Origin of the sequence: Streptomyces yunnanensis, from assembly GCF_029011865.1 — a bacterium.
Classification (GTDB): domain Bacteria; phylum Actinomycetota; class Actinomycetes; order Streptomycetales; family Streptomycetaceae; genus Streptomyces; species Streptomyces yunnanensis.
This window is the reverse complement of the sequence record NZ_CP095749.1, coordinates 2,787,583-2,805,071: the sequence shown is the minus strand read 5'-3', so window position 1 is coordinate 2,805,071 and position 17,489 is coordinate 2,787,583. Positions and strand designations below refer to the sequence as shown.

At 72.0% G+C, this 17,489-nt stretch carries 17 protein-coding genes; 11 read left to right on the top strand and 6 right to left on the bottom strand.

Annotation, left to right across the window (positions count from 1 at the left end; genetic code table 11):
• Positions 1 to 27 precede the first annotated feature (27 nt).
• From MOV08_RS12240 to MOV08_RS12230, 3 genes are all read left to right on the top strand, one after another.
• Positions 28 to 618, top strand: coding sequence for a DUF5998 family protein (locus MOV08_RS12240; RefSeq protein WP_039640685.1), 591 nt, complete (start codon positions 28 to 30; stop codon positions 616 to 618).
• Entirely contained in the window at positions 618 to 1,808 is a 1,191-nt protein-coding gene (locus MOV08_RS12235) for an alkaline phosphatase family protein (protein ID WP_039632018.1), read from the top strand. The genes MOV08_RS12240 and MOV08_RS12235 overlap by 1 nt, the downstream gene beginning before the upstream one ends.
• A gap of 87 nt (positions 1,809 to 1,895) precedes the next feature.
• Complete coding sequence (locus tag MOV08_RS12230) at positions 1,896 to 2,573, top strand: thymidine kinase (RefSeq protein ID WP_039632017.1); 678 nt, start codon at positions 1,896 to 1,898, stop codon at positions 2,571 to 2,573.
• A gap of 22 nt (positions 2,574 to 2,595) precedes the next feature.
• Here the strand turns inward: MOV08_RS12230 and MOV08_RS12225 are convergent, their stop codons facing one another.
• Positions 2,596 to 3,369 carry a VOC family protein gene (locus MOV08_RS12225; RefSeq protein ID WP_039632015.1) on the bottom strand — a complete coding sequence of 258 codons (774 nt, stop codon included), beginning with the start codon at positions 3,367 to 3,369 and terminating at the stop codon, positions 2,596 to 2,598.
• 250 nt (positions 3,370 to 3,619) lie between these two features.
• Between MOV08_RS12225 and MOV08_RS12220 the strand changes: the two genes are divergently transcribed.
• A complete protein-coding gene (locus MOV08_RS12220; protein ID WP_275307491.1) occupies positions 3,620 to 4,459 on the top strand; it encodes a sulfurtransferase in 840 nt (279 codons plus the stop codon).
• A gap of 111 nt (positions 4,460 to 4,570) precedes the next feature.
• Here MOV08_RS12220 and sepH read toward each other — a convergent pair whose 3' ends face one another.
• Positions 4,571 to 5,629: a septation protein SepH gene (gene sepH, locus MOV08_RS12215; protein WP_275307490.1), complete on the bottom strand. Its 1,059-nt coding sequence runs from the start codon at positions 5,627 to 5,629 to the stop codon at positions 4,571 to 4,573.
• A gap of 497 nt (positions 5,630 to 6,126) precedes the next feature.
• On the opposite strand from sepH, the gene MOV08_RS12210 reads away from it, so the two are divergent.
• Complete coding sequence (locus tag MOV08_RS12210) at positions 6,127 to 7,263, top strand: hypothetical protein (protein WP_275307489.1); 1,137 nt, start codon at positions 6,127 to 6,129, stop codon at positions 7,261 to 7,263.
• Between the two features lie 126 nt (positions 7,264 to 7,389).
• Here MOV08_RS12210 and MOV08_RS12205 read toward each other — a convergent pair whose 3' ends face one another.
• Together MOV08_RS12205 and MOV08_RS12200 are read right to left on the bottom strand one after the other, a co-directional pair.
• Positions 7,390 to 8,730, bottom strand: coding sequence for a D-arabinono-1,4-lactone oxidase (locus tag MOV08_RS12205; protein WP_275307488.1), 1,341 nt, complete (start codon positions 8,728 to 8,730; stop codon positions 7,390 to 7,392).
• Between the two features lie 591 nt (positions 8,731 to 9,321).
• Positions 9,322 to 10,608 (bottom strand): MFS transporter, encoded by a 1,287-nt coding sequence (locus MOV08_RS12200; RefSeq protein WP_039632003.1) that lies wholly within the window; start codon positions 10,606 to 10,608, stop codon positions 9,322 to 9,324.
• Between the two features lie 163 nt (positions 10,609 to 10,771).
• Between MOV08_RS12200 and MOV08_RS12195 the strand changes: the two genes are divergently transcribed.
• Positions 10,772 to 11,926, top strand: a complete 1,155-nt coding sequence (locus MOV08_RS12195) for a ferrochelatase (RefSeq protein ID WP_275307487.1) — start codon at positions 10,772 to 10,774, stop codon at positions 11,924 to 11,926.
• 74 nt (positions 11,927 to 12,000) lie between these two features.
• Positions 12,001 to 12,831 (top strand): inositol monophosphatase family protein, encoded by an 831-nt coding sequence (locus MOV08_RS12190; protein WP_275307486.1) that lies wholly within the window; start codon positions 12,001 to 12,003, stop codon positions 12,829 to 12,831.
• Between the two features lie 96 nt (positions 12,832 to 12,927).
• Here MOV08_RS12190 and MOV08_RS12185 read toward each other — a convergent pair whose 3' ends face one another.
• Positions 12,928 to 13,098 carry a hypothetical protein gene (locus MOV08_RS12185; protein ID WP_167390903.1) on the bottom strand — a complete coding sequence of 57 codons (171 nt, stop codon included), beginning with the start codon at positions 13,096 to 13,098 and terminating at the stop codon, positions 12,928 to 12,930.
• Between the two features lie 322 nt (positions 13,099 to 13,420).
• Between MOV08_RS12185 and MOV08_RS12180 the strand changes: the two genes are divergently transcribed.
• From MOV08_RS12180 to MOV08_RS12165, 4 genes are all read left to right on the top strand, one after another.
• Entirely contained in the window at positions 13,421 to 14,074 is a 654-nt protein-coding gene (locus MOV08_RS12180; RefSeq protein WP_016576171.1) for a response regulator transcription factor, read from the top strand.
• 6 nt (positions 14,075 to 14,080) lie between these two features.
• On the top strand, positions 14,081 to 15,349 hold the full coding sequence (locus tag MOV08_RS12175; protein WP_039631997.1) for a sensor histidine kinase: 1,269 nt from the start codon (positions 14,081 to 14,083) through the stop codon (positions 15,347 to 15,349).
• Positions 15,350 to 15,893: 544 nt separating this feature from the next.
• The gene (locus MOV08_RS12170; RefSeq protein ID WP_016575747.1) at positions 15,894 to 16,196 is read left to right on the top strand and encodes a DUF4193 domain-containing protein; all 303 of its coding nucleotides are present in this window, start codon (positions 15,894 to 15,896) and stop codon (positions 16,194 to 16,196) included.
• Positions 16,197 to 16,297: 101 nt separating this feature from the next.
• Positions 16,298 to 17,080 carry a hypothetical protein gene (locus MOV08_RS12165; RefSeq protein ID WP_275307485.1) on the top strand — a complete coding sequence of 261 codons (783 nt, stop codon included), beginning with the start codon at positions 16,298 to 16,300 and terminating at the stop codon, positions 17,078 to 17,080.
• Here MOV08_RS12165 and MOV08_RS12160 read toward each other — a convergent pair.
• Complete coding sequence (locus MOV08_RS12160) at positions 17,020 to 17,463, bottom strand: DUF3093 domain-containing protein (RefSeq protein WP_039631995.1); 444 nt, start codon at positions 17,461 to 17,463, stop codon at positions 17,020 to 17,022. The two genes, MOV08_RS12165 and MOV08_RS12160, sit on opposite strands and share 61 nt — an antisense overlap.
• Positions 17,464 to 17,489 lie beyond the last annotated feature (26 nt).

Genomic DNA, 17,489 nt, shown 5'->3' with positions numbered 1-17,489 from the left:
CCCGGTGCGCCCCGTAAGATGGACCCCATGGCTAAGACCGGTACGACGACCCAGGGGCTGCGCGCGGCGATCGAGCGCAGTGGCTATTACCCGACGCTCGTGGCCGAGGCGGTGCAGGCCGCGGTCGGCGGCGAGCCGGTCGTGTCGTACCTCGTCCACCAGGAGACGACCTTCGACGCCAACGAGGTCCGTCGCCACGTCACGGTCCTGGTCCTGACCGGCACCCGCTTCATCGTCAGCCACACCGACGAGCAGGCCGCCGACGCCACCTCCCCGTCCCCGTACGCCACCACGTCCACGGAGTCCGTCAAGCTCGGCCGGATCTCGTCCGTGGTGCTCAGCCGCGTCGTCGCCAACCCCGAGTCCTACACTCCCGGCCAGCTGCCCCGCGAGGTCGTCCTCACCATCGGCTGGGGCGCCGTCGCGCGCCTCGACCTGGAGCCCGCCAGCTGCGGCGACCCCAACTGCGACGCGGACCACGGCTACACCGGTTCCTCCACCGCCGACGACCTCTCCCTCCGGGTCAGCGAGGCCGGCGACGGCCCGGACTCGGTGCGCGAGACCCTCGCCTTCGCCCAGGCGCTCTCCGAGGCCACCGCGGCCACCAGCGCCCGCTGATGGCCCACACCGCCCCCTTCTGGCCGGAACCGGAACCGCTCGACCCGCTGACCGCCCCGGTGCCCCGCTACGGCACCGGCTCGCTCGCCGACCTGCTGCCCGCCGTCGTCGCCGGCCAGGGCCTGCCCGGCGTCACCACGGACATGGAGCTGGCCCCCGCCGACCGCGCCTGCGTCTTCCTGATCGACGGGCTCGGTTGGGAGCTGCTGCGCGCCCACCCGGAGGAGGCCCCGTTCCTCACCTCCCTCCTGGGCACCTCGCTCAACGGCACCGGCCAGCCGCTCACCGCCGGCTTCCCGGCCACCACCGCCACCTCCCTCGCCTCGGTCGGCACCGGCCTGCCACCGGGCGCCCACGGCCTGCCCGGATACACCTGCGAGGACCCCGCCACCGGCGCGCTGATGAACCAGCTGCGCTGGCGGCCGTGGACCGATCCACACGTCTGGCAGCCCTACCCGACGGTCTTCCAGCTCGCCGACGCCGCCGGCATCCACACCTGCCAGGTCTCCGCACCGGACTTCGCGCAGACCCCCCTCACCCGGATCGCGCTCAGCGGCGGCACCTTCCACGGCCGGCTCTCTGGCGAGGAGCGGATGGACCTCGCCGCCGAACAACTCGCCGCCGGCGACCGCTCCCTGGTCTACACGTACTACTCCGAGGTCGACGGCAAGGGCCACCGCTACGGCGTCGACTCCGACGCCTGGCGCGGCCAACTGCTCTACGTGGACCGGCTCGCCCAACGGCTCGCCGAGCAACTCCCGCCGCGCAGCGCCCTGTACATCACCGCCGACCACGGCATGATCGACATCCCCTTCGACCCCGACTCCCGGATCGACTTCGACGAGGACTGGGAACTGCGCGCCGGCGTACGCCTGTTGGGCGGCGAGGGCCGGGCGCGGCACGTCTACGCCCACCCGGGGGCCGCGGCCGACGTGCTCACCGTCTGGCGCGAGGTGGTCGGCGACCAGATGTGGGTCGCCAGCCGCGAGGAGGCCATCGCCGCGGGCTGGTTCGGGCCGCACGTCGACGACCGGGTCCGCGCCCGGATCGGCGACGTGGTGGCCGCCGCCCACGCCGACATGGCGATCATCGCGAGTGAACGGGAGCCGGGGGAGTCGCAGATGGTCGGCCTGCACGGCTCCATGACCCCGGTGGAGCAGCTGGTGCCGCTTCTCGAAGTCCGCACCTGACCCGTCACCGCGCCAGGTCGGCGCGGCCCCGTATTGCCCGACCCGCACCGTCCCTTCCGTACGAGCCCGAAAGGCCCGCCACCCCCCATGCCCGAGCTGGTGTTCTTCTCCGGAACGATGGACTGCGGAAAGTCGACACTGGCGCTGCAGATCGAGCACAACCGCTCGGCCCGTGGCCTACAGGGCATGATCTACAGCCGCAACGACCGGGCCGGCCGCGGCAAGCTCTCCTCCCGCCTGGGCCTGGTCACCGAGGCCGTCGAGGCGGCGGACGACCTGGACTTCTACGCCCACGTCGTGGACCACCTCAGTTCCGGCGGCCGGGTGGACTACATCATCGCCGACGAGGCGCAGTTCCTCGCCCCCGAGCAGATCGACCAGCTCGCCCGGGTCGTCGACGACCTCGGGCTGGACGTCTTCGCGTTCGGCATCACCACCGACTTCCGCAGCAAGCTCTTCCCCGGTTCCCAGCGGCTGGTCGAACTCGCCGACCGCATAGAGGTGCTGAAGGTCGAGGCGCTGTGCTGGTGCGGCGCCCGGGCCACCCACAACGCCCGCACGGTCGACGGCCGGATGGTCGTCGAGGGCGCGCAGGTCGTCGTCGGCGACGTGCGCGGCGAAACCGGTGGCGAGGGGGCGGAGCGGCCGGCCGAGGTCGGCTACGAAGTGCTGTGCCGGCGCCACCACCGCCGCCTGCAGACCGCGGCGACCGCGCATGCGGCGGCGCTCTCGCCGGACGTCCTGCCGGTCGACGCCCAGCGCTAGTCGCACCGGGCCGCGGGGCGGCTCAGCGCCGCTGGATGATCGTGAAGACCGCGCCGTCGTTGTCGGTGACGGTCGCCAGCCGGCCGTGCGCCGAGTCCCGCGCCGGCCGCAGCACATGGCCGCCCAGCTCGACGACCCGACGGGCGGCGGCGTCGGTGTCCGAGACGGCGAAGTACGTCATCCAGTGCGGCCCCCGGTCGCGCGGCAGCGCGTTGCCGACACCGTGGATGCCGGCGACCGGCTTTCCCTTGATGTGCAGCGTCAGATAGTCGAAGTCGGCGGAGACCACGGCCTCCGACTCGAACCCGAAGACATGCTCGTAGAACGGGGCGACGGAGTCCGTCTCCTGGGTGACCAGTTCGTTCCATACGGGGGTGCCCGGCTCGCCGCTGACCGCGGTGCCCAGCATCGCCCTGCCCTGCCACACGCCGAAGATGGCGCCCTGCGGGTCGGAGGCGATCGCCATCCGGCCGGCGTCGTCGGCGTCCAGCGGGCCCACGCCCACCGTGCCGCCGCAGGAACGGATCTGCTCGGCGGTCACGTCCGCGTCGTCACTGGCCAGGTAGGTGGTCCAGGCGACCGGGAGGTGCCGGTCGGCCGCCAGCTCACCGACCCCGGCCACCTCCAGGCCGTCGAGGAAGGCACGGGCGTACGGACCGAAATGCTGCGGCCCCGGGCGGAACTCCCAGCCGAAGAGCGCGCCGTAGAACTCCTGCGTCGCGGGCAGGCTGTGTGCCAGGAGGCTCACCCAGCAGGGCGCGCCGGGCATCCGCCGGGCTGCTGCCTCGGTCGTCATCGTCACTCTCTCCTCGGAGCATCAGGGTGCTGGCCATGTGCGGTACGGGCGCGGGTCCCGAGCAGATGCTCGCACCCTGTCACCGGGTGTGCGCCCCGGCCGCGCCGTCCACGGCGCGTTCACGAGGGAGAATGCCCGTTTTGACGTTCCTCTTCCGTTTCGGCGGCGTTACGGCGCCGACGAACTCCGTCATACGGAGGGTGGGCACCCGCCTTCTGTACGTAGTCACTGCTACGCAAGGATGAGTCCCATGAATGCCATCATCACCGCTACCGAACTCGCGAGCGAGTTGGCGGGCCCCGACGCTCCGCTCCTCCTGGACGTGCGCTACCAGCTCGGCGGCCCGCCCGGCCGCCCCGAGTACGAGGCCGGCCACCTGCCCGGCGCGGTCTACGTCGACCTCGACGGCGAACTGGCCGGCCCGCCCGGCGCGGCGGGCCGGCACCCGCTGCCCGACCTCGCCGCCTTCGCCGCCGCGATGCGGGCCGCCGGTGTCAGTGCCGACCGACCGGTGGTCACCTATGACGGCGGCCAGGGCTGGGCCGCGGCCCGTGCGTGGTGGCTGCTGCGCTGGGCGGGCCACCCGGACGTGCGCGTCCTCGACGGTGGACTCGCCGCCTGGCGGGCGTCCGACGGCCCCTTGAGTGTCGACAAAGTGACTCCGGAGCCGGGTGACTTCACCCCTGCGCCCGCTGCGGTGCCGCTGCTCACCGCGGACGACGCGGCCGCACTGGCCCGCCGCGGCGTCCTCCTGGACGCGCGGGCAGGGGAGCGCTACCGGGGTGAGACCGAACCCATCGACCCGGTGGCCGGTCACATCCCCGGCGCGGTGTCCGCCCCCACGGTCGAGAACGTCGCCGATGGCAGCACGGTCTTCCGCCCCGCCGCCGAACTCGCGAAGCGGTTCGCGGCGCTGGGCGCCACGCCCGGCACCGAGGTCGGCGTCTACTGCGGCTCCGGCGTCTCGGCCGCCCACCAGGTCCTCGCCCTCGCCGTAGCCGGGATCCCCGCGGCCCTGTACGTCGGCTCCTGGAGCGAATGGTGCGCCGACCCCTCCCGCCCCGTCGCCACCGGCCCCCAGCCCGGCTGAGCGGCCACTGAGGCCCGCGACGGGCCCACGCAACGACTTCGCCCACCCCCTATGTGCAGGGGGCGGGCGAAGTCGTCACGCACAACACGGCCGGAACCCGGCCGTTACGGCCTATTCCGGCTTCTTCCTCCGGGTGCCGAAGACGATCTCGTCCCAGCTGGGCACCGCGGCCCGGCGCCCGGGGCGCACCCCGTCCGCCTCGGCCTGCCGGTCCGTCGTCCCGGTCAGCCGGTCGCGGTGGCCGGCGACCGCCCGCGGCATCAGCACATCGGCATACGCGGAACCCGCGCCCGCGCTCGCCGCCGGGGCCGGCGGCTCCTCGACCTCGGCCTGCTCCGTCTCTTCCTTCTGCGGCGCCTTGGCGCTGTCCGGCACGACCATGTCGCCCCGGAAACTGGGCACCGCCTCCAGCAGGCTGGTCAGCGAATCCCGCTCCCGCTCCCGCTCGCCGGTGGCCTCCTCGGCCCGCGCCTCTCGTTCCCGCTCCCGGTCCTCGCCGGGCCGCTCCGGCATCTGACGGTCCAGGGCGCGGTCCAGCGGCCGGTCGCGCGGCAGCCGCGCGATACGGGGCACGAACGGGAAGCTCGGCTCGGGGGTGTCGTCGCTCTCGCCGATCAGCGCCCGCGCCTCGTCGTCCACGGCCTGCACCAGTCGGCGTGGCGGGTCGTACGTCCAGGTCGCCGACCGCGGCTCACCCGCGACCCGGTAGACGAGCAGCACCTCCCACGTGCCGTCGTCCCGGCGCCAGGAGTCCCACTGGGCACTGTCCTTGTCGGCGCCGCGCAGCAGCAGCCGCTCCGAGACGGCCTCACCCAGCTGCGGGCCGGTGTTCTCGCCCGGGCGACGCACAGGGGTTTTGCGGGCCCGCTCGGCCATGAACGCCCGCTCGGCGAGCACCGGTCCCTCGAAGCGGCGCACCCGGTCGACGGGGATGCCGGCGAGCTGCGCGACCTCCTCAGCGGAGGCACCGGCTCGTATCCGCGCCTGGATGTCCCGCGGGCGCAGGTGGCTCTCGACCTCGATCTCGATCTGGCCCAGCCGCGCTCTGTCGTTCCGGATGGCGGCGCGCAGCCGCTCGTCGATCGGAAGCGTGTACTCGGTGCTGTCCGCAGCCTTGAGCACCAGCCGTGTGCCGTCGTTGGAGACGGCCACGACACGCAGTTCGGGCATGGGGACCTCCCGGGTGGTGCCTGCCGACGTCACGTGCGTCGCTGCTTCCGCTAGTCGAGTGTGGCCTGCCCGGGTGCAGCCTGCCACAACATTGCCGAGTTGCCCGGCGTGTCAGGGCTTGGCCCGGCAACGCCGTTATGACACGGTTACCAGTTCGCAACGCTCGGTGACCATGCCGCTTGCCCTGTCACCGACCACCCGTGCCGAGCGACGGCGCCCCAAGGAGAGTGTCACCTTCAGTGCCCCCTCCCGCGGGTCCGGGCAGCCGGACGGGAACCGGGGCCAGGGCTCGCCACAGTACTCCATTCGGGCCACCGAAGTGGACCGCCGCGCCGTGGAAGTTCTTGGCGGGCGGTCCGGGCAAGTCACCTTGTCGACCTCTCTACCTGCGACAAGGGTGGCGAGGTTCACAGATTCCACAGATTCGGAACTATTGACTCCGCCATTTGGTCACTTCTCCATGCAAGATGGATCGAAGGGGCGATCAAAGGTAGGAGATGGACGAAAAAACCGAAGCCGACACGAAGCAGAAGGAGAAGCGGATCGACCTGAGCGTCGCCCAGGTCGCCAGCAGCGCACTCGCCGCGGCCGTCGCCGCGTACCTCGCGGGTCAGCTCGGTGTGTACGGAACCATCATCGGCGCAGGCGTCGTCAGTGTCGTCGCCACGACCGGCGGCTCCCTGTTCCAACACCTGTTCCGGCGCACCGGTGAGCAGATCAAGGAAGCGGCGGTCACCACCCGACCCAAGCCGCACCGCGTCTCCATCACCCGAACCCGATCCACCAACCAACCCCAGCCCACCACCGAACCCCCGGCGCCCGCCGGTCCCACGCGGGTGCTGCCCACCTTCGACAAGCAGGGCACGGAGGACCCCGTCACCTCCGTCGCGGCCCGCGACCCCGGCCCCGCCACCGCCCGCACCCAGCTCATCCCGCGCGCCCAGCAGCAGCCACCCGTCCAGGACCCGGAGGCGACGCAGCTGATGGCGCGGCCCGCCGAGCGGACCATGGCACTGGGCCGGGCGGCCCTCAGGGGCGACGACGCGACCGCCGTCCTCCCGCAGGCCGGCGCGCCCGGTGCCGCTCTCCCCGGGACCGAGGAGACCAGCGCCACCTACGGCACCCGTCTGCGCGGCTGGAAGCGGCCCGCGCTCGGTGCGCTCACCGTCTTCGTGCTCGCCATGGGCGTGGTCACCGCCACCGAGCTGATCACCCAGGAGACGCCGAGCGGCACCAAGGGCACCACCGTCGGCAACTTCCTCACCGGCAACGTCGCCCCGCACCGGCCCAGTACCCCGCAGACTCCGGACCCCGGCCACTCCACCGGCAACGACACCGGTCGCGACGGCAGTACTCCGTCACCCGGTCCCAGCCACTCCGGCGGCAGCGGCACCGGCGGCACCGGTAGCGGCCACAGCGGGCAGAGCCCGAAGCCGACCCCGAGCGACGACGCCACCGGCTCCCCGAGTCCGGACACGTCCTCGTCGCCCGACACGTCGTCGAGCCCGTCCACCGGGAGCGACGGCGGCAAGGGCGACGGCACCGGCTCGACCGGCGGCGGTGCCACCCCGGGGCACCAGCAGGGCGAGCAGAACCCCGGCGGCCGCCAGAGCCCTGACCCCAACGCCCCCTGAACCCTCTGACGAAGGATCGCCCCCAACGGGCGGACCGCCCTACCGGCGGACCACCCACGACCGCGGCCCGGTGCACCCCCCACGGGGCACCGGGCCGCGGCGCATCATGGACCGGCCGGTCGTCCCTCAGTCACCGAGGACCTGCCGCAGGTACCCGTTGGCGAACCGGCGCTCCGGATCCAGCCGGTCGCGCAACGCGGTGAACTCGCCGAACCGCGGATAGACCTCCGCGAGGTACCCGGCGTCACGCGTGTGCAGCTTCCCCCAGTGGGGCCGCCCCTCGTGCGCCGCCATGATCCGCTCGGTGGCACCGAAGTACGCCTGGAACGGCGTCCCGCGGTACATGTGCACCGCGATGTACACGGTCTCCCGGCCCGACGCCGTGGAAAGTGCGATGTCGTCGGCCGGCGCGGTCCGCACCTCCACCGGGAAGCTGACTTTGAAGTCCGACCGCTCCACCAACGCCTTCAGTTCACCCAGCGCCTCGATCGCCGCCGCCCTGGGGAGCGCGTACTCCATCTCCACGAACCGCACCCGCCGCGGCGAGGTGAACACCTTGTAGGGGATGTCGGTGTACGTACGGGCCGACAGTGCCCGGCTGGAAATCTTCGCGATGCCCGGTATCGCGGCCGGGACCGCCCGCCCCACGGCGCACGCCACCTGGAACACCCCGTTGGACAGCAGTTCGTCCTCGAACCAGCCGCTCACCCTCCCGGGTGGCGCCGCCGGACCCTGGCTACGGTTGTTGCGCTTGGTGTTGCAGTTGCCGGTGTGGGGGAACCAGTAGAACTCGAAGTGCTCGTTCTCTGCGGCCAGTTCGTCGAAGCGGCTGGTCACCTCGTCAAACGGCATCGGCTCCTCACGGGCGGTCAGCAGGAACTCCGGCTCCACCGCGAACGTCAGCTCGCTCACCACGCCCAGCGCGCCCAGACCCAGCCGCGCCCCCGCGAACACCTCGGGGTTCTCCTCGGCGGAACAGCGCAGCACCGAACCGTCGGCGGTGACCAACTCCAGGGCGGTGATCTGCGCCGCGATCGACGCGGAGTCCCGGCCGGTGCCGTGGGTTCCGGTACTGGTGGCCCCCGAGACGGTCTGTTCCATGATGTCGCCCATGTTGGCGAGCGACAGCCCGTGCGCGGACAGCGTCCGGTTGAGGAGCTTGAGGGGCGTGCCGGCGGCCACGGTCACCGTCCCCGCCGCGCGGTCGATCCGACGGATCCCGGTGAGCCGCTCGGGGCGGATCAGCAGCCCGTCGGTGGCGGCGGCCGGGGTGAACGAGTGCCCGGTGCCGGCCGCCTTGACCGTCAACCCGTCCGCGGCGGCAGTCCGGACGGCGGCCGCCAGTTCCTCGGTGCTCGCCGGCGCCACCGTCCGGGCGGGGCGGGCGGTCACGTTGCCCGCCCAGTTCCGCCAGGAGCCTCCCGAACCGCGCCCTCTCGAGCCGCCGATGACGTTCGTGACTGCCATGGTGACGATGCCTCCCCTCGGCGCGGGCCGGTCGCATTCGACCGCCGTTGGTCAGCGCATGATGCCAGCCGCCGACGCCACTTCCAGGCGGGGTGACGGGAATCACACACACGAGAAAACGGGTGCAATCGCACGGCTCCCGGACATGTCGTACCGCCGGTAACAAGGAAATCCGGAGAAGCATGCTTCGGCCACCCGCCCACCGGGTGCGGACCCCGGTCACGAACCGGGCGCAGAGTCAACGCCGTGCCTCTGAAGTCACCTGTACCGGTAGGTGGGGCAGTGGGTCGGTGGGACGTTGGGCGTCGTGACGAGGGGTGCGCGCTCAGGGGGGAGGGCTCTGCATTCCGGCGGTGCAGACGGGAGCGGTGGCCCTATTGGTGGTGTGGACGGACGGGCGGTCCCCTCGGCGGTGCAGACGGGACGGAGGGTCCTGTCGCGTTGATGCGGGCGGGACGGGGAGGACTCTCCCGCAGCGACCCGTGGTGACTCGCAGCGCGTCGGCTGTCCCAACGGCCGGCGCCGGGTGCCCCGTTGGCGTCGACCGTCGTTGGTGTCGTCCCGTTTACCGTCGCGCCGCGATGCCCCGGGTCAGCCGGCGCGGGTCTCGTCGTGGCGTTCGGTGGCCGGGAGTTCCGCCGGGGCGGGGATGCTGCCGGCCGTGGGCGAGGACGGTGGCCGGGCGGTGCGCGGGCGGAGCCAGCGATAGCCGGCGAGTGCCACCAGGGCGGCCAGGACGCCCGCCGCGAGCGGCACCACGTAACCGTGGGCGGCACCCGCCGCGTCCACCACCCAGCCGGCCGCCGACGAGCCGAGCGCCACGCCCACCGCGAGCCCGGTGCTCGTCCACGTCATGCCCTCGGTCAGCTGCGTCCGCGGCACATGCTCCTCGACCAACGCCATCGTGGTGACCATCGTCGGCGCGATCGACAGCCCGGCGAGGAACAACGCGACGGCCAGCAGCACCAGCGATCCGGTGAACGACGCGGCCAACTGGAGCGGCACCATGCTCACCGCCATCGCGGCCACCCCCACCAGCCACCGGCGGGACGGCGGCCCCGCCAGGTGCAGCAGCCCGAAGACCGCACCGGCCACACACGACCCCAGCGCATACACCGCCAACACCAGACTCGCCGCGGCCTTGTGGCCCTCCTCCTGGGCGAACGCCACGGTCACCACGTCGATCGCCCCGAAGATCGCTCCGGTCGCCACGAACGTCCCCACCAGCACCCGCAGGCCCGGCGACCGCAGCGCCGATCCCTTCGCCCGCTGCTCCGGGGAATGCGGCACCGGCTCCGTCGCGCGCTGCGCCGTCAGCCAGAACACCCCCGCCGCCAGGAAGGCCCCGGCCAGCAGCGGCCCGGCCTCCGGGAACCATGCCGTCGACAGCCCGATCGAGAGGATCGGGCCGAGGATGAAGCACATCTCGTCGACGATCGACTCCCACGAATACGCGGTGTGCAGCTCACGCGGCGACCCCCGGTAGAGCTCAGCCCAACGCGCCCGCACCATCGAGCCCACGCTCGGCACACAGCCCGCACAGGCCGCGAAAGCGAACAGCGTCCAGTCCGGCCACCGCTGCTGCGCGCTCAGCAGCAGCCCGGCGACCGCCCCCAGCGACACCAGCGTGGCCGGCCGCAGCACCCGCCGCTGGCCATGCCGGTCCACCAGCCGGGAGATCTGCGGCCCGAGGACCGCCGCGGACAGCGCGAGCGTCGCGGACAGCGCCCCGGCCAGCCCGTACCGACCGGTCAGCTGGGACACCATCGTGACGATGCCGATGCCCATCATCGACAGCGGCATCCGCCCCAGCAGCCCGGCGGCGGAGAACGACTTGGTGCCGGGGCGGCCGAATATGGCGCGGTAAGGACTGGGCAACGGGGTGCTCCGCCGGGTGAGGAAGTCGGTAAGGAATGTCGGTGGCCGATACAGCTTACGGGTCGCGCGGCCCCCTGCGCCCCCCAGTTTTCGCGCCCGTTTCCCTCACCCCTACCGGGGCCTGACCCCTCGCCGCCGGGCCGGGAGTGGGAGGATCGGAGGCATGCCCGAACAGCGCGACCCCCGCCCCTATGACGCCCTGCTGCTGCTGTCCTTCGGAGGCCCCGAAGGCCCCGACGACGTCGTGCCGTTCCTGGAGAACGTCACCCGTGGACGCGGCATCCCCCGCGAGCGCCTCAAGGAGGTGGGCCAGCACTACTTCCTGTTCGGTGGCGTCAGCCCCATCAACGCCCAGAACCGGGAACTCCTCGACGCCCTCCGCAAGGACTTCGCCGAACACGGCCTCGACCTGCCCGTCTACTGGGGCAACCGCAACTGGGCGCCCTACCTGACCGACACCCTGCGCACCATGGTCACCGACGGACACCGCCGCATCGCCGTCCTCGCCACGAGTGCCTACGCCTCGTACTCCGGCTGCCGCCAGTACCGCGAGAACCTCGCCGACGCGCTCGCCACCCTCCGGACCGAGGGCCTGCCCGTCCCCCGGGTCGACAAGCTGCGCCACTACTTCAACCACCCGGGCTTCGTGCGCCCCATGGCCGACGGCGTCCTCGCGGCCCTCGCGGAGCTTCCCGAGGAGACCCGCGCCGGCGCCCACATCGCCTTCACCACGCACTCCATCCCCACCGCCGCCGCCGACACCTCCGGCACCCCCGACGACCACACCGAGGACGGTACGGGCGGCGCCTACGTCGCCCAGCACCTGGACGTCGCCCGGAGCATCGCCGACGCCGTGCGCGCCGAGACCGGCGTCGACCACCCCTGGCAGCTCGTCTACCAGTCCCGCAGCGGCGCCCCGCACATCCCCTGGCTGGAGCCTGACATCTGCGACCACCTGGAGCGGCTGCACGGCGCCGGCGTCCCGGCCATCGTCATGGCCCCCATCGGCTTCGTCTCGGACCACATGGAGGTCAAGTACGACCTCGACACCGAGGCCACCGCCAAGGCCGCCGAACTGGGCCTGCCGGTCGCCCGCTCGGCCACCGTCGGCGCCGACCCCCGGTTCGCCGCCGCCGTCCGCGACCTCCTCCTGGAGCGCGCCGCCACCGAACGGGGCACCACCCCCGAGCGCTGCGCCCTGGGCGCCCTCGGTCCCTCGCACGACCTCTGCCCCGTCGGCTGCTGCCCCGCCCGTACACCCCGCCCGGCCGCCGCCGGCGCCGACTGGACCGGCCCCACGGCCGAGGCCCCCGCGTAACCCGCCCCGCCGGCCTCGTACACCCCGCCGCCCGCCCGAGCCCCCGACCACCGCTCGTCCGAGCAAGGAGCACCGTGCCCGACCCCCAGTACACCGCCCCGCCGCACACCGACCCCTTCCACGACGAACTCCTGGAGCTGGCCCTGGAGGCCGCCGGCCGCGCCGCGACCCTGCTGCGCGACGGCCGCCCCGCCGACCTGGGGGTGGCCGCCACCAAGACCAGCCCCATCGACGTCGTCACCGAGATGGACCTCGCCTCCGAGAAGCTGATCACCGACTTCATCGGCGAGCACCGCCCCACCGACGGCTTCCTCGGCGAGGAGGGCGCCGGCAGCACCGGCACCAGCGGCGTGCGCTGGGTCATCGACCCCGTGGACGGCACCGTCAACTACCTGTACGGGCTGCCCTCCTGGGCCGTGTCCATCGCCGCCGAGAAGGACGGCGAGACGGTTGTCGGGGTGGTCACCGCCCCCATGCGAGGCGAGACCTTCCAGGCCGTCCGCGGCCGCGGCGCCCACCTCAACGGCGAGCCGATCCACCACCGCCCCGCCCCACCGCTCTCCCAGGCCCTGGTCGGCACCGGCTTCGGCTACCTCACCGAGCGGCGCGCCGCCCAGGCAGAGGTGGTCCGCACCCTGCTCCCGCAGGTCCGCGACATCCGCCGCGGCGGCTCGGCCGCCATCGACCTGTGCGACGTGGCCTGCGGCCGGCTCGACGGCTACTACGAGCGCGGCCTCAACCCCTGGGACCTGGCGGCCGGCGTCCTGATCGCCTCCGAGGCCGGCGCGCTCACCGGCGGCCGCCCCGGCCAGGCCCCCTCCCACGAGCTGACCCTCGCCGCCTCCCCGGGCGTCTTCGCCGAGCTCCAGCCGCTCCTCGACGACCTCGGCGCCTGGCACGACTGACCGTCCCCCGGACCGACGGTCCGCACACGGACACGGCTGCGCCCCGGCACCATCCCTCGGTGCCGGGGCGCAGCCGCTGTCCTACGAGGCCGGGAATCAGGCGTTGACGCTGTAGCGAACGCCGTGCTCGGTCGCCAGGCGCTTCAGGTCCTCAAGCTCCGCCAGCTCGACCTCGGCGAGGAACTCGTCACCCGACTCGCGGGCCCGGACCAGATCGGCTTCGGTGTTCCGTATGCGCTGCAAAATACCTGCGGTGAACGCGTCCATGGTGCGCCCCCTCGTCGTGGGTCGGTGGCACGGGGGTGTGCCGACGGGTGGGTCGATCACGGCGTGGTCCCTGCGATGGATACCGAGCGTGGCAAGACGCCGGTACAGGGCGTGATCGCGGGTGTGCAGTCGTCCTCCCCACGCGCACTCTCAGGGAAACCTCAAACGGCCCGGAAATCCGGGGCCGCACCGGCCCCGTCCCACTGCCCCAGCCCCCTCCACACCCCCCTTACCGCCGGTTTATGACTCTTCGGGGCAGGATGGAAGGGCTCTGAACGTTGTTGTGCCCTGCTCATCAAGGGCCGTAAGGAAGGACTGCGACGTGCGTGTTCTCGTCGTCGAGGACGAGCAGCTGCTCGCCGATGCTGTGGCCACCGGACTACGCCGGGAGGCCATGGCCGTCGACGTGGTCTACGACGGCGCCGCCGCGCTGGAGCGGATCGCGGTCAACGACTACGACGTCGTCGTCCTCGACCGCGACCTCCCGCTCGTCCACGGCGACGACGTCTGCCGCAAGCTCGTCGAGCTGGGCATGCCCACCCGCGTCCTGATGCTCACCGCCTCCGGCGACGTCAGCGACCGCGTCGAGGGCCTGGAGATCGGCGCCGACGACTACCTCCCCAAGCCGTTCGCGTTCACCGAGCTGACCGCCCGGGTCCGCGCCCTCGGCCGCCGCACCACGGTCGCCCTGCCGCCGGTCCTGGAGCGCGCCGGGATCAAGCTCGACCCCAACCGCCGCGAGGTCTTCCGCGACGGCCGGGAGGTCCAGCTCGCCCCCAAGGAGTTCGCGGTCCTGGAAGTCCTCATGCGCAGCGAGGGCACGGTCGTCTCGGCCGAGCAGCTCCTGGAGAAGGCGTGGGACGAGAACACCGACCCGTTCACCAACGTCGTCCGGGTCACGGTCATGACGCTGCGCCGCAAGCTCGGCGAGCCCGCGGTGATCGTCACCGTCCCCGGCTCGGGATACCGGATCTGACCGGCGATGCCTTCCCTGCCCTCGTTCTCCAGCTCCAAGTCGGCACCACCGCCCCCACCGGTGCCCCCCAAGCCAGCTTGGGACCCAAAACCGGTCAACGTCCGGCCTTTCCCCTGGCTGCGGCCCACCATCCGGATACGGCTCACGCTGCTGTACGGCGGCATGTTCCTGATGGCCGGAATCGTGCTGCTCACGATCATCTACATGCTCGCCGCGGCCGCCCTGCACGACGGCAGCGCGCTGCCGCTGAAGATTCTCGGCGGAAAGTTCCAGTCCACCAGCGACATCTGCGACCTGCCCACGGAGACCTCCGGGGCGCTGCTCCAGGAGGCCGTCAACAACTGCCTGATGCACCAGCGGGCGGTCGCCCTGAACAACCTCCTCAACCGTTCGTTGTTGGCGTTGTTGGGGTTGACGATCGTGGCGTTCGCGTTCGGTTATGCGATGGCGGGGCGGGTGTTGTCGCCGTTGGGGCGGATCACGCGGACCGCGCAGCGGGTGGCGGGGTCGGATCTGCATCGGCGGATCGAGTTGGGTGGTCCGGATGACGAGCTGAAGGAGTTGGCGGACACCTTCGACGAGATGTTGGACCGGTTGGACCGGGCGTTTGAGTCGCAGCGGCGGTTCGTGTCGAACGCGTCGCATGAGTTGCGGACGCCGTTGGCGATCAATCGGACGTTGTTGGAGGTGCAGCTGGCGGATCCGCAGGCGTCGCCGGAGGTGCAGCAGCTGGGGAAGACGCTGTTGGCGACGAATGAGCGCAGTGAGCAGTTGGTGGAGGGGTTGCTGCTGTTGGCGCGCAGTGAGAACAAGATCGTGGACAAGCGTCCGGTGGATCTGTCGGAGGTGGCCTCGCAGGCGGTGGATCAGACGCGTGAGGAGGCGCAGGCCAAGGGGGTGCAGCTGCGCGGGGTGCGGCAGCAGGTGTTCGTGCAGGGCAATGGGGTGCTGTTGGAGCGGATCGCGCTGAATCTGGTGCAGAACGCGGTGCGGTACAACGTGCCCGAGGGCGGTTGGGTGGAGGTGGCCACGGAGCCGCAGCCGGGGTGTGCGGTGCTGGTGGTCTCCAATACGGGGCCGGTGGTGCCGGCGTACGAGGTGGAGAACCTCTTCGAACCGTTCCGGCGGCTGCGTACGGAGCGGACCGGCAGCGACAAGGGCGTGGGCCTTGGCCTGTCCATCGTCCGGTCCGTGGTCCGCGCCCACGACGGCACCATCACCGCCGAACCCCGCGAAGGCGGCGGACTCGACATGCGCGTCGTCCTCCCGCTCTGAGACGGACGACAAGGCCCCTGTGCGGCCGCTGGCGGGGTCGTGCACCGCATCGGGAACTTTCCGGCTACCCGGTGGTACGGTCGCCCGTCCGGCGGCCGTACACCCGGATTCCACCCGGCCTCGTTCGACTTTCCGGTTTGACGAGGCGGGGGGTCTTTGGGGATCCTTCGCCGAGTTCGCTTTGCGCGGAATTCGGCGGGTCCGCCCGCCGCCTTCAGCGTGTGTGATCCCTCACAGAGGCCCCTTTCCGGCCATCTACCCTCCGTGATCGAATTGCCTGGTGGAAAGCCGGGAAAATCCGGGTTTCCCAAGGCCCTGATCACGGGAAGTACACGTGATGGGCTGCGCGAGGTGCGACATTCGGACCGTGTACGGTCCTGATCGCCATCCAAACCGATCACCTCTTCAGGGGTGCGGTTGGGTGTCGATTGAGTAACAGACCTTGATGTGAGGCAAAATCTCCGCCTCAGGTCGGGCACAAGTCCGGCCTCTCACGCGTTACGAGCGCTGAGACACCGCAGACACCCAGAGGGGGAGAGCGACAATGGCTACGGATTACGACACTCCACGCAAGACCGATGACGACCTCAACGAGGACAGCATCGAAGAACTGAAGTCGCGGCGGAACGACAAGTCCGCCTCGGCCGTCGACGTCGACGAGTTCGAGCAGGCCGAGGGCCTGGAACTCCCCGGCGCCGACCTGTCCAACGAGGAACTCGCGGTCCGTGTGCTGCCCAAGCAGCAGGACGAGTTCACCTGCATGAGCTGCTTCCTGGTCCACCACCGCAGCCAGCTGGCTGCGGAGGACAAGAACGGCAACCCGATCTGCCGCGACTGCGCGGCCTGATCGCGGCCTACGCCGTGCCGGGCGTAAACCCGTTCCGTAGGGGCCGCAAGGGCGGCAACGGTCCGGCGGCCGGCGCACGATCACGCGAGGAAACCGCGCCCGTGCCCGCCGACCCGACCGCCCTGCCCGAGGAACGGACCACCCGTGAACTCAAGCGGCGAGGCCGACCGGCCTCGCTCGCGGGCGCAGCCGTGCGGGGCGCCAGAAGGGGCCGCGACGGCGTACGGTCGGCGCTCGGCGTGATCGCTGACCGGATCATCGCCACCGCCCCCAGGATCCCGGTGCGCGACCTCGCCGCCCTGTGGGAACAGTTCCCCGGTCTGACCCCCGAGGAACTCGCCGACAAGCTGGTGGCGGGCGCCTGCGCGGGCACCGCCACCGTCGGCGCGGGCGTCGGTGCGGCCGCCATGCTGCCCGTACCGCCCGCCATGCCCGCCGAACTCGCCGCCGAGGTCGCCGGCATCGCCGCGGTCGAGATCAAACTGATCGCCGAACTCCACGAGGTCTACGGCCTGCGCCCCGCGGGGAACCTCACCCAGCGCGCCGCCGCCTACCTGACGTCCTGGACCCAGGAACGCGGCATCGACATCGCCGCACCCGCGTCCCTCAACGTCGCGCTCGGCGGGCAGATGAGACGCGAGCTCCGCCAACAGATCATGAAACGGACCCTGCGCAACCTCCCCAACCTCACGCCGTTCCTGGTCGGCGCCGCGGTCGGCGCGTTCCTCAACCGCCGCGACACCAGGAAACTCGCCCACACGATCCGCGCGGACCTGCGCCGCCACCAGATCCCCTGGGACGCCCTCCCCGACGCCCCGGCCGATCAGCCGCGCGCCGACGCCAGCGCCGCCACCAGCCGCTCCGGCTCCCGCGTCGACACATAGGCGTACGGCGTCGGATCCTCGGGATCGGTGATCTCGACCCGCACCGCCGTCGGCACATAGCTCCGCAGCACCATGAAGGCCCGCGCATCGGCCTTGTACGTGCGCCACGCCAGCGCCTCCGCCGCGTCCAGCGCCTCCGCCTCGCCCAGCGCCGACACCGGGATCTTCGCGTCCCCCGCGATCAGCGCGCCGCCCACCACCCGGATCCGCACCGAGCCGTACGAGCTCACCGCCACCGCCGACAGCGCCGCGCCGCCGATCAGCCCGCCGAGCATCGGGAGTGTCCCCAGCGGGAGCAACATCAGGGCACAGGCGACGCCGACGAGGGCGGCGATCACCCACCAGGAACGGGGCGCGGTGAGACGTTCTTCGTACGACTGCATGCCCCCAGCTTGGCACGGCGGCACTC

Excerpts from the sequence above, each read along its gene's own strand:
- MOV08_RS12240 (WP_039640685.1), top strand. The coding sequence starts at position 28 with ATGGCTAAGACCGGTACGACGACCCAGGGGCTGCGCGCGGCGATCGAG.
- MOV08_RS12235 (WP_039632018.1), top strand. The coding sequence starts at position 618 with ATGGCCCACACCGCCCCCTTCTGGCCGGAACCGGAACCGCTCGACCCG.
- MOV08_RS12230 (WP_039632017.1), top strand. The coding sequence starts at position 1,896 with ATGCCCGAGCTGGTGTTCTTCTCCGGAACGATGGACTGCGGAAAGTCG.
- MOV08_RS12225 (WP_039632015.1), bottom strand. The coding sequence starts at position 3,369 with ATGACGACCGAGGCAGCAGCCCGGCGGATGCCCGGCGCGCCCTGCTGG.
- MOV08_RS12220 (WP_275307491.1), top strand. The coding sequence starts at position 3,620 with ATGAATGCCATCATCACCGCTACCGAACTCGCGAGCGAGTTGGCGGGC.
- sepH (WP_275307490.1), bottom strand. The coding sequence starts at position 5,629 with ATGCCCGAACTGCGTGTCGTGGCCGTCTCCAACGACGGCACACGGCTG.
- MOV08_RS12210 (WP_275307489.1), top strand. The coding sequence starts at position 6,127 with ATGGACGAAAAAACCGAAGCCGACACGAAGCAGAAGGAGAAGCGGATC.
- MOV08_RS12205 (WP_275307488.1), bottom strand. The coding sequence starts at position 8,730 with ATGGCAGTCACGAACGTCATCGGCGGCTCGAGAGGGCGCGGTTCGGGA.
- MOV08_RS12195 (WP_275307487.1), top strand. The coding sequence starts at position 10,772 with ATGCCCGAACAGCGCGACCCCCGCCCCTATGACGCCCTGCTGCTGCTG.
- MOV08_RS12185 (WP_167390903.1), bottom strand. The coding sequence starts at position 13,098 with ATGGACGCGTTCACCGCAGGTATTTTGCAGCGCATACGGAACACCGAA.
- MOV08_RS12175 (WP_039631997.1), top strand. The coding sequence starts at position 14,081 with ATGCCTTCCCTGCCCTCGTTCTCCAGCTCCAAGTCGGCACCACCGCCC.
- MOV08_RS12170 (WP_016575747.1), top strand. The coding sequence starts at position 15,894 with ATGGCTACGGATTACGACACTCCACGCAAGACCGATGACGACCTCAAC.
- MOV08_RS12160 (WP_039631995.1), bottom strand. The coding sequence starts at position 17,463 with ATGCAGTCGTACGAAGAACGTCTCACCGCGCCCCGTTCCTGGTGGGTG.